Origin of the sequence: Pseudoalteromonas sp. S2893 (assembly GCF_005887105.1) — a bacterium.
Taxonomy (GTDB): Bacteria; Pseudomonadota; Gammaproteobacteria; order Enterobacterales; family Alteromonadaceae; genus Pseudoalteromonas; species Pseudoalteromonas atlantica.
Map to the genome: position 1 here is coordinate 1 of NZ_PNCY01000132.1, position 271 is coordinate 271.

General features: G+C 42.8%; 1 protein-coding gene. It reads left to right on the forward strand.

The window, feature by feature from the left end; all coding sequences use genetic code 11:
* Positions 1–207 (forward strand): hypothetical protein (locus CWC04_RS19770; RefSeq protein WP_212747134.1); only part of this gene is annotated, 207 nt, incomplete at its 5' end.
* Positions 208–271: the final 64 nt, after the last annotated feature.

The window sequence follows — 271 nt, forward strand, 5'->3', positions numbered from 1 at the left end:
AGAGTTAAACTATCCATGATGTGTAGACGTTTTAACAAGAGTCTTGAATTAACTCAAGACAGTAATCATAGTTTTGTAGCTGCTTTGAACTTTCGATCTGGTTTAGAGAGCAACGAATTACATAAAACTAGCTTTGATTTAAACATGCAATATAACGCAAAGCGTTTTGCTGCTAACCTGGTGGCTGGATGGTGTGATAAAGCTTGAAGGGCGCGTGCGGCGTAGCAGCTATGTCGGGTATGCCTCGGCTGTCGCATCGCGTTTGCAGTTG